Raw genomic sequence first — 253 nt, 5'->3', positions numbered from 1 at the left:
CGCTGATCCTCCCGTCGCGAACCGTGAAGTACTCGGCGGCAGGAGCGGTCGACGTCGCAGCGGTCCGGGGGTAGTAGAACAGCGCGACACGATCCCCGTCGGAGAACTCGGCGATGTCCCCGATGCCGGTCAGCGTGGGCGCGAACCCGCCGATGTATCGGGCGTACGCCTCCTTGCCCTGCAGGTCGACTCCGGGCGCGCGACACGTGATGTCATCCGCGACGAAGGTCATCGCCTGCTCCACGTCACCGCC

At 68.4% G+C, this 253-nt stretch carries 1 protein-coding gene; it reads right to left on the bottom strand.

Annotated features, from left to right (window positions below):
- Window positions 1–253 (bottom strand): nuclear transport factor 2 family protein (locus SB660_RS22310; protein ID WP_410584646.1); only part of this gene is annotated, 253 nt, incomplete at both ends.

It is taken from the genome of Bacillus sp. SIMBA_005 (genome assembly GCF_046535585.1).
Taxonomy (GTDB): domain Bacteria; phylum Bacillota; class Bacilli; order Bacillales; family Bacillaceae; genus Bacillus; species Bacillus pumilus.
The sequence above is the reverse complement of the archived record's forward strand: the minus strand, read 5'-3'. Positions and strand labels throughout refer to the sequence as shown.